General features: G+C 36.8%; 10 protein-coding genes. 6 read left to right on the top strand and 4 right to left on the bottom strand.

All coding sequences use genetic code 11. From position 1 onward, the window contains the following. The coding region (locus ACQR30_RS00005; protein WP_429729449.1) for a hypothetical protein at nucleotides 1–289 on the top strand (289 nt) is incomplete at its 5' end. Between the two features lie 424 nt (nucleotides 290–713). Here ACQR30_RS00005 and ACQR30_RS00010 read toward each other — a convergent pair. Both ACQR30_RS00010 and ACQR30_RS00015 read right to left on the bottom strand, forming a co-directional pair. Further along, on the bottom strand, nucleotides 714–1,226 hold the full coding sequence (locus ACQR30_RS00010) for a hypothetical protein (protein ID WP_429729451.1): 513 nt from the start codon (nucleotides 1,224–1,226) through the stop codon (nucleotides 714–716). Nucleotides 1,227–1,413: 187 nt separating this feature from the next. Next, nucleotides 1,414–2,607: a hypothetical protein gene (locus tag ACQR30_RS00015; protein WP_429729453.1), complete on the bottom strand. Its 1,194-nt coding sequence runs from the start codon at nucleotides 2,605–2,607 to the stop codon at nucleotides 1,414–1,416. Nucleotides 2,608–2,663: 56 nt separating this feature from the next. Between ACQR30_RS00015 and ACQR30_RS00020 the strand changes: the two genes are divergently transcribed. The 3 genes from ACQR30_RS00020 to ACQR30_RS00030 all read left to right on the top strand — a co-directional run bounded on the left by ACQR30_RS00020 (nucleotide 2,664) and on the right by ACQR30_RS00030 (nucleotide 4,985). Continuing rightward, entirely contained in the window at nucleotides 2,664–3,047 is a 384-nt protein-coding gene (locus ACQR30_RS00020; protein WP_429729455.1) for a hypothetical protein, read from the top strand. Between the two features lie 415 nt (nucleotides 3,048–3,462). Beyond that, nucleotides 3,463–3,939, top strand: coding sequence for an Lrp/AsnC ligand binding domain-containing protein (locus ACQR30_RS00025; RefSeq protein WP_429729458.1), 477 nt, complete (start codon nucleotides 3,463–3,465; stop codon nucleotides 3,937–3,939). A gap of 11 nt (nucleotides 3,940–3,950) precedes the next feature. Beyond that, nucleotides 3,951–4,985, top strand: a complete 1,035-nt coding sequence (locus tag ACQR30_RS00030) for a hypothetical protein (protein WP_429729461.1) — start codon at nucleotides 3,951–3,953, stop codon at nucleotides 4,983–4,985. Between the two features lie 2 nt (nucleotides 4,986–4,987). Here ACQR30_RS00030 and ACQR30_RS00035 read toward each other — a convergent pair whose 3' ends face one another. Beyond that, the gene (locus ACQR30_RS00035) at nucleotides 4,988–6,235 is read right to left on the bottom strand and encodes a hypothetical protein (protein WP_429729464.1); all 1,248 of its coding nucleotides are present in this window, start codon (nucleotides 6,233–6,235) and stop codon (nucleotides 4,988–4,990) included. Further along, a complete protein-coding gene (locus ACQR30_RS00040) occupies nucleotides 6,228–6,806 on the bottom strand; it encodes an RNA polymerase sigma factor (protein WP_429729467.1) in 579 nt (192 codons plus the stop codon). Before ACQR30_RS00040 ends, ACQR30_RS00035 begins: the two co-directional genes overlap by 8 nt. 165 nt (nucleotides 6,807–6,971) lie before the next feature. Here ACQR30_RS00040 and ACQR30_RS00045 point away from each other — a divergent pair, with 165 nt between their 5' ends. Continuing rightward, nucleotides 6,972–8,939: a YfbK domain-containing protein gene (locus ACQR30_RS00045; protein WP_429729470.1), complete on the top strand. Its 1,968-nt coding sequence runs from the start codon at nucleotides 6,972–6,974 to the stop codon at nucleotides 8,937–8,939. Nucleotides 8,940–8,985: 46 nt separating this feature from the next. Continuing rightward, nucleotides 8,986–9,714 (top strand): hypothetical protein, encoded by a 729-nt coding sequence (locus tag ACQR30_RS00050; protein ID WP_429729473.1) that lies wholly within the window; start codon nucleotides 8,986–8,988, stop codon nucleotides 9,712–9,714. The last annotated feature ends 226 nt before the right edge of the window (nucleotides 9,715–9,940 follow it).

A 9,940-nucleotide genomic window follows, 5' to 3' on the forward strand; every position in this document is an offset into this window, starting at 1 on the left:
TGAAACGCTGGATGAAAGTTGGCTTGATGACTGCTGGATAGAAATTGAAAGGCGGCTAAAAGATGTGTATGCTTGGGATGCCTGCCGTTCAGAGTGCTACCTGTATTTTTTAGATCGTGCGCACCGTTACAGTATTGTCAAAGACCCGGCAGGTATGTTGTTTTTGTACATGAAAAGTGTCAAGGCTAAGATAAGGCAGGAAATCAGCCACGATATGCCGAATTCTGTCGTTTGGAAAAACGATGAATCGCTTCGAACAATTAATTATACCCGTTCTTATAGAGGATAGTTAGGAGGCATAGACTTTTTTGCTTATTGCACCTTATATAAATGAAAATATAGTCGGTCATAAAGTTAGTTTGCACTACAGCCGAGACTGTTCAATAGGCTTTTCTAAAATGGATACTTTGCTACGAGCAAAACCAGCTTTGGTTTTTGATTTTGGGATTTGAAAATGGAATGCCACCCCGACCCACTTTTCCGCTTTCCCCTTTGAACAACCACACCTTATTGGATGGAGTTACCCCGGCTTTAAATACACAAGTCCCATTTACACAGAATATTGCAATGAATAAGCCTTGCAGGAAGTAACCACGTTACCAAACAAAAGTCAAATTACAAATTAAAGAAGGGGAGTATTTATTCATTAAGCCGATAGATAATATTAATGCTTTCCAAATATTCACTGTCTGTCATAAGAATGGTGTTTATTTTTACTTTGATTTAGCTAATTCTTTGCATAATCTCTCTACGACCTTTGTAGAACCGGGCGCACCCATTGACAGATGATGATACGCAAAAGTTGCCACAATCTTATTTGCCCGTGTCATATCAAATACTTGCCCATTTAGAGACGTAATGTAAGTGCCTAATGTTTGAATGTAATTGTAGTTGAATCTAATAGCATAATGCGATTTAACCCGTTTAACAAACCCTGCCGAAACATTTTGATTAAAAGTTGTATCAGACTGCTCTTTTTTGTTTGAAATTTCGACATTCACCCCCGAAACATCATTCGATAAAACATTAAATCCGTTTTCTAATAATTCATTATTAAATACATCGGCTAAGCCGAGGGGGTCAACATTCGGGGCTACAACAGAAATAGAAGAATCTCGTATAAAATCAGGACTGCAATAGACCTTCATATTTCTAAGCGATTGGGAATTGCCTAAAAAAGGAAAAAGAAGAGCGGCAATAAATACCAGGAAGAATAATTTTTTCATTGTGCAAAAGTTTTGTTGTTAATAAATCAATTTTTTAATTCTATTCGACATCAAGACACTTCATCCATCTTTGTTTATTTAATTACTTCAATCTCATTCGGTCTGTAATAATTATAAACCATAAAATAAATGATGCATTGTGCAAATGTTTTATCACAGCAGTATAAAGTCAGTTAATGAAAATATGCTATTTTCGGAAAAAGATAAGAGTTTTTGTAAAGAGGGCTTTTATTGTGGGTTTTGCTCGCTTTTTGAGGGTTTTTGTTCTTCCGCTTTCCTTTTCTTGCGCATCTGCTCTGCTACTATCGATACCGCTTTGTTTATCGTTTCCAACGGTAGATTGCTCTTGGGCAGTAGCATTTTCGGTTTTTCCGTTATTTTCTTTTCCATCGTTATTATCTAATTTCGTGATTGGGAATTGTGTCTTTGGTATGTCTTTGCTGTCAAGCGCATCTTGTAAATCCCGGTATTGTCCGATACCGGATGTCTTAATAACAGTATTTCTTTTGGGGTCGTAATAGACTAAACTTTCGTGACCGGAATTTATCGGTTCTCCATATTCTTTCGTTAGCGTTTCCTCGGTGTCTTTATGCCAAATACCTACTTTTCTCGCATACTTTTCCACTTCCGCCCCTTGTCTGTCGGCTCGCTCGTCCTGCGTTTCTCTTGCGCTAACACCTCTTCCCGCGACAATGGATGCTTCAACATTTTCGCTACCTCCTTCTGCGAAGCCTCGCTGCTCTTGCGGTGAGAATCGTTTAAATATTGCCTTCCCTTCGATAATGTCTTTTGCATATTGTTCTATTTTCTGTAAATTCTCTTTTGTCAAACCATCTTTCTGAATTGACGAATATACATCTGTCAGGGAGCCGTTTCCAAATTTTTCTTGATGGAAATTATTCCCACCTTGCATTTCTTTCGCCTCATTAGTTGGCTCTATTGTATTCTGTTCGGTACTCTTTCCTGCTTCCTGAATATCTGTTTTATTTTTTAAGTTTTCATTGGAAGTTCCGATATTTTCGCCTATTTTAGTTCCCCCTTGTTCGGATTGGGTTGCCCGTGTATTTGGAAGCTCTTCGCTATTTGGTTGTCTATTTGCTCCTGTGAGTATGGTTGATTCAACATTTCTCCTGTCGCCCTTTTCCTGTCCTTCCCCGTCCTCGAAATATGGGCTTCTAATTCCTTCCTTTCCTCCAATGATATTTTCTGATATTTCTTTGAGTTTTCCATAATTTATCTTTCCGTCTGGATTAATTATTTTCCTAATATCCAATTCTTCATTGGACGATGATTTAGGCTCTTCGTTAGGTAAAGGTATATTGTTTTCAGAATTATTTTCTCCTTTAGTTTTAACTCTTTCATTAAAGGAATCCTCAATCATTTTTTTTAAGTCAGGAGTTATGGAGAAAAGCAAAAGTACATATTTACATATCTCATTTGGGGCAAAAAGCAACACGTGTTACCAACAATGAAAAAACACTAATTGAGATTGTAAAATATGGCAGTAAAATATTTACTGAGCCAGGTGTGAATAAAAAAGCAGAAAATTGTAATCGAAACATTTATGCAGCAGCATTAAATAATATTTTCGTTGCAATGAAAGGTTTAAGAATCTTTGAAAGATTTGGATTTGATTTGCCGAAAGAAGATAGTATAGAGAAAATAAGCCCTTCCATTGTCAAAGATTTTGATGAATGGAATTTCGATATTTCAAAATCTGATTGGATAAATTCCAATAGTGAAGAAAAGCTATCAAATTACATCCCATTGCCTCAATTGTTGGAATTATTAAATTACCGAGTTGATACGAATTCAGAATAGATATTTTACAATGAAAATAGAAATATTTACTACCTTTTTTACTGCCTATTAAAATAAAAAACGCCCAAACTATTGATAAACAATAATCTGAGCGTTAAAGCTGCTGTAGGGGTAGGAGTCGAACCTACACGGAGCAGTTAGCAAAAGTACAAAGTCCGGTGGTCAACCCCGGTCTCCCTTACGAGAGGCTCTATGCTTTGTTTATCCTGTGATCTCCACCCTCGAGACGAGAGGGCATGTCTGCCAAAAATTTCATCACCCCACAATATTTAAGAACTGTTCTTCCTTATAAAGACAATGCAAAGATAAAACGCCGAAACTGATATTTCAAATTATTCAATAAAAATTTGTATAATTTAGAAATTGGTTAAATTTTTATGCTTATATTTGAATATTATTCTAAATAAAGGGAAAAATGAGCAATAAATTAAATTTAGACAAATTGGATTTTCAAATTATCCAGGCAATGGCGGAAAATGCTGAAATATCTTATGCCGATTTGGGTAAAAAACTGTTTGTTTCAGGCGGAACTATTCATGTAAGGATAAAGAAATTGCAGGAATCGGGTATTGTCACCGGCACCCGATTGACCGTCGATATAAAATCTTTGGGTTTTGACGTAATTACGTTCGTGGGCATATATCTTCAGAAAAGCTCCATGTATGAAGATGTTGCTAAAGAACTAAAAAAAATACCGCAAATTGTGCGACTCAATTATACGACCGGCAATTACAGCATGTTTGCAGAAATAGTCTGCAAAAACATACAACAACTCAAACACGTGTTACATGACAAATTGCAGAATATTAAGGGCATCGAGCGCACTGAAACACTTATTTCGTTAGAGGAGAGTTTTAACCGCAACGTACAAGTGTTCGAAGAAGAAATTTAAATTTTATTCTTATGGATTTAAATCAATCACAAGCAGAATTTATAGAGAAAATAATTGATGAGTGGCGACAAAAAGATCTTTTATCTGAAGAAAAAACGGTCGAGTTAATGCAAAGCTTTACCGTACGAAAATTTAATTGGATCGCTGTCGCTCAATACGCTTTTATCGCAGCTATCATTTGTGGACTCCTAGCTGTGGTCTCTACTTTTGCTGACAGAAAATTGATAGTTTTTTTCGAAAAGATGGTGGACAAAATCTATAATGCTCCTAATGTAATTTTAGCCATTTTATGTGCCTTGCTAGCCACTCTATTTTTTTATTTTGCGGACAAAAGAAAGCAAGAAAAGCCTAATAAAATATTTACCAATGAAGGCCTTATGCTTTTGGGTATCGCCTTTACTGCATTCACTTCGGCCAATATTGCCAAGTTGATAGGTTCCGGCAATATTTATTATGTAAGCGTCTTTTTAATAGCTACGGTGTTATATATGGGTCTGACTTACTGGCTAAAAAACTTATTGATTTGGTTGTCTGTACTGCTGAGCATTTCTTGTTTTTTTATTACTTGTACTGGCGCAATTACGAATTGGCAACCATATTTTTTAGGACTGAATCTCCCGCTAAGATTACTCCTATTTAGCGGCATTTTTGTATTTCTATCTGCTTCCATAAAAAACATTTCCCGGCTCAAAAATTTTTACAGCCTTAGTTTTTACTATTGGATCTTATTGTTTTTCATTTCCCTGTGGACGGTTTCAGTTTATGGAAACTATGGCAGCATTGAACATTGGGACAATGTAAAACAAATATATTTTTGGCCTTGGGCGGCTCTATCCATCATCGTTTCAGGGATAGTCGCTTATCGGGGTTGGAAAAAGGACAATGCTGTATTACGTAATTTTGGCATTAGTTTTTTATTCATCAACATTTATACAAGGTACTTCGAGTATTTCTGGGATCTTACACCTAAAGCCATTTTTTTCATTGTACTTGCTTTATCTTTTTGGATTATTGGCCGAAAGGCAGAAAAGATTTGGAATATATAGGCTTAGGGGAAGACGATTTCATAAGTCGTAAAGCTTTGATTATTCTTAAATTTTGAGATCCATAAGGAGCCGTTTTTCAGTATTTCAATGGCTTGCTTATTCCTTTTGCTATTCAATCCCTTTAAAATCTCAAACCTGCTCAAAGTACCATCTATATTTACTTTGAAGCCCACCTTTACGATACCTGAATCTCCCATAAGATAACGGGTAAGTATACAGTGTTGCACATAATCATCAAATTTTTGCCAACCCACAACAGGCATAATAGAATCTATACTATTTTTTTGCGCACTATAACCGACAACTACCACATCATTTAATGAGCGACTAGATGCAGATAAAGGAATAACTGCATTTTTATGCACAGGCGTATTCAGAGCTACATATCCGACTGCCTTAATATTCATCTCCTTTACACTATCCGGTATTATAAACCGCCCTAAACTATCGGAAACAGAAGGGCTTAAATCTTTGTTGTAACGAGCAATAGCACCTTCAATAGGATTTCCCGTTTTTGCATCAATAATTCTTACCGCGGAAGACATCTCATTGATATTTTCCTTTTTTGTAAACAAGCGATTACGATTCTTTCGCTTTGTCATTAAGCCTGCAACACGACCTTCTAACGAACCGGTTACATTCACTTTTGCTAGCCTATTACTGTCCATCTGTAAGTTAGGTTCGATTTGCAAAGCACGATTGTCCCTTTTTTGCAGCCTAACCAACTCACCATCGATCGGACGTATGGTATTTTGCCTCGAAGAACCTGTATCAGTTATTTTTCCCGTCAAGTCTTCCGCCCGTCTCTTTTTCTTTTCAACGTTGTTTTGTGGTTTTTCCTTAGGCCGCGCAATAGTAATTTTGTCAGATGAGTCAGTCGAGAATATTTCTTTTGGTGCAGCAGTTTTTACAATTTCATCCGTGATATTTTTCCGTGAATGATTTTTCATTTGAAAGAAATACCCTACGCCAATAACCATAAGCAATATAGCCGCTATAGCCAACAAGGGTCGTAGGTCTCGCTTTTTAATTTTCATCACCTTGTGTTGTCCAATCCCATTTTTTAATCTCTCTGGCAGTGAAGTCAACGCATCCACGGAGGCCTCTGGATTTTTCAACAAGCCGTCCATCGCCTCAGCCAAAAACGGATCATCTAAAGCCTGCTTTTCCAATTCATGCATCGCTTTAGCATCTAGCTTCCCAGCAAGGTATTGTTTAATCCTTTCAATATTTATGTATTCCTTATTCACCAGTATTTTTTTCCATACAAATTTTCAGATTCCTTTTTCCATTTTGAATGTAACTCCGCACTTTTTCAATTTTAAAGCCAGTTTGTTCCGCGACTTCTTTGTAACATTTTTCCTCCAGATAAAACATGCGTACTGTCTTGTTTTGCTCTTCACTTAAAGTTTCCAGACATTTTTCCAAGGCTGACAAATCAGCTTCCTTTTGCCAACTATCTTCATGATGCATCGCTTGACTAATTTGCATAAAGCTTTCATCCAGTTCAGTCACTACATATCTCGAAGATTTACGCAATTCCATCAGACAAAAGTTTTTAGTAAGCACGTGCAGCCAGCTTTTAAAGTTACTTACTTCGTGTGCCAGCAGCTTGTCTATTAGATTTTCAAAAATCTGCATTACTGCATCTTTACACTGCTCTTCCTCCTTTAAATATTTCAAACAAACACCATATACAAGCGCCATGTATCTTTCATACAAAGTAGCCAGCACTTGCGTGTCCGCTGTTTTTTTGTACAGTGCAATCAACTCATGGTCGCCTGCCGATTCTTGATGAAGTGTCTGTTTTAGGAATTGCATAAAAGTCTTTCACAAGATAATATATAAAGTCAAAAAGTAAAAGCAGGAAGTTATCTTTTCTTTACTCCCCTTATCCTTAAAATACTTTGAGACTATTTATGTAATGCTAAATAAATATGCATCATCAGCGTGTAACATCATTTTTTTACTTCAAATTCTAATAAAATGAAAAACTTATTCATTGTCGTAACTATTATCATGACCCACTTTAGCTTTGCGCAGAATCCAAATAGAACGATTACCGGAAAGGTAACCGACATTAACGGGAATGCAATTTCGGATGCAGCTATATGCACCCTGCCAATTGCGACAAATGCCCGTACAAACAAAACAGGGGATTATTTTATACAGGTATCAGACAAAGCTAAATACTTAAATTTCTCCGCCTTAGGTTACCGGTCTAAAAAAGTACTAATTGGCAAAAATAAAAGAATAGATGTTCAAATGACTGCGATGACCGATTCCTTAAATGAAACCGTAATTATTGGCTATCATACGCAAAAAAAAGAATCTTTACAACCAAAGATCAGCACAGTATCAATGCCTGCGCAAAGTTACAATCAAGCATTACAGGGTCAGGTTGCCGGATTGATCACTGGCTCATATCAGTACTTCAGCTCAAGACCACTACAGAACAATGAAAGCTACAGCAGCGTCACGGAAAATGTTTTTCAATATGCCAGGATCGCACCACTCTCCACCTTTTCTATCGACGTGGATGCAGCAAGTTACAGCAATATCCGTAGGTTCATAAATAACGGAAATCTTCCTCCAATAGATGCGGTAAGGGTAGAGGAAATGATTAACTACTTCCCTTACAATTATCCACTACCAGATAATGATGCCCCCATAAATATTATCACACAGGTTTCTAATGCACCTTGGAACCCCAAACATCAATTAGTGCAAATTGCCTTACAAGGGAAAACAATCTCTACTAATAATTTGCCTCCCAGCAACTTAACTTTTTTAATAGATGTTTCTGGGTCTATGGACAGCCAAAATAAATTGCCTTTATTAATTTCTTCTCTAAAACTACTTACCGACCAGCTGCGTCCACAAGATCACGTAGCTATTGTCACCTATGCTGGGGTTACCGGCGTCCCACTGCCTTCTACTTCAGGCGAATATAAAACGAAAATCAAAGATGTACTCAATAACTTAACTGCAAGTGGCTCCACTAATGGCGCGGGCGGCATCGAGAGAGCGTATGCGATAGCCTCAGAAAATTTTAATAAAAATGGCAACAACCGCATCATTCTTTGCACCGATGGAGATTTTAATGTAGGCATGTCCAGTGACAAGGACCTGGAAACACTGATTGAGGAAAAAAGAAAATCTAATATTTTTCTAACTGTCCTTGGTTTTGGCATGGGCAATTATAAAGACAATAAAATGGAAATTCTGGCCGATAAAGGCAACGGCAATTATGCCTATATCGACAATTTACAAGAAGCAAGAAAAGTATTATTGAATGAATTTGGCAGCACAATGTTTACAATAGCCAAAGATGTAAAACTGCAAATAGCGTTTAACCCTCAGTTGGTAAAAGCCTATCGGCTCGTAGGCTACGAAAACCGTCTTTTAAAAGATGAAGATTTTAATAACGATGTTAAAGACGCCGGTGAAATGGGCTCTGGACATACGGTAACGGCCTTTTATGAAATTATTCCAACAGGTGTGAGAGACACTTTACTCGTAAGCATCGATCCAACAAAATATCGAAAAGAAAGGATTAATTCTCTCTATGAAAAAAATGAATTGCTCACCATAAAACTACGCTACAAAACACCCCAAGAACACAAAAGTAAATTGATAAATGAAATCGTGAAAAACAGGGTTACTCTTTTGGAGAATTGTAGCGACAATTTCCGTTTTGCCGCATCTGTAGCTGCTTTTGGAATGCTCCTAAAGAGTTCTAAATACAAACAAAACGCCAATTACGCCGATGTAATAAAATTAGCCGAAAGCGCAAAAGGCAAAGATCAACAGGGTTACAGATCAGCTTTTGTTCAACTGGTAAAGGCCGCCAGAGATTTAAATGGCAACGAAGCTGTCAATAATGTGCAGCCGCTCAGACTCATTCCCATTATTACCCCAGTAGCAAGATCCGTAAAAGTCGACAACCTATAATTGAAAATTAAATAATAACATTATAGAACATTCAAAAAAAAATTGCATGAACACAAAGAAAATATTCCTATCCTTTGTAATGTTGATAGTTCTCATAAATACAAATTATGGACAAAAAGCAGTAGCTATCCCTGGTAAGTTCGTTGCCACAATTCCACCTGGTGTCGGGAGTGACGAATGGTATCAATTAAACCATTCCAAAAATGAGTTTGGCGTTTCAATTATTAACGGTAGCCTTACCATTCAAAAAATAAAAAAAATCAATAAATGCGAGCTCGAAATTTCAGGTGGAACACTTATTGGACTAGATAGAGGCGAATGGGGCGGAGAATTAATCTTCCGGCCTGCGGATACGCCAAAAAAAGATGTCGATATTAAGGCGGGAAATATAAAATTTATCTTCAACTTCAAGGAAAAGATATATTTTATAGAAGGGCTTGCACATATAAGTTACAGCGGCGGAGCAATGTTTGAACTTGATAGAACCGATAAAGGATTTACATTTACCAAAGTCGTAGATTTCGATGATGCACCAGAGGCTTTCACAATCTGTAAAGACAAAATCTACATTGCATCTCACCAAAATTTCTACATTATCCATGATTTTAAGAAAGAACTCATTTTTAAAGATACATTTTGGAATGGCCTCTATCCGAACTCTATTGCAGTATTTGACGACAAAGACGTATTCTTAGGAATTAGAGCTGGTTTTGTAAAACTCAACTTGGTAAGCAAAAAAATGCTATTTTACAAGGTTAAACAGAGCCATTACTGAGCCAATTGTCGATCCTTTTCACAAAGACGGGCTGCACAATTACAGTATTTTATGTTTGATCATAAATATTATGATTATGTTCTATAGTAATTTCACTCCGTCACATCAGTGGCGTCTCTTAAGCCATTACCCAAAAGATTAAAAGCCAATACCAGCAACATTATGGCAATACCAGGCGCAAGTGCCAACATAGGATTGTTGGTAATAATAACATTATAGTTTTCCT

The organism is Arachidicoccus sp. (assembly GCF_050436765.1).
Taxonomy (GTDB): domain Bacteria; phylum Bacteroidota; class Bacteroidia; order Chitinophagales; family Chitinophagaceae; genus Arachidicoccus.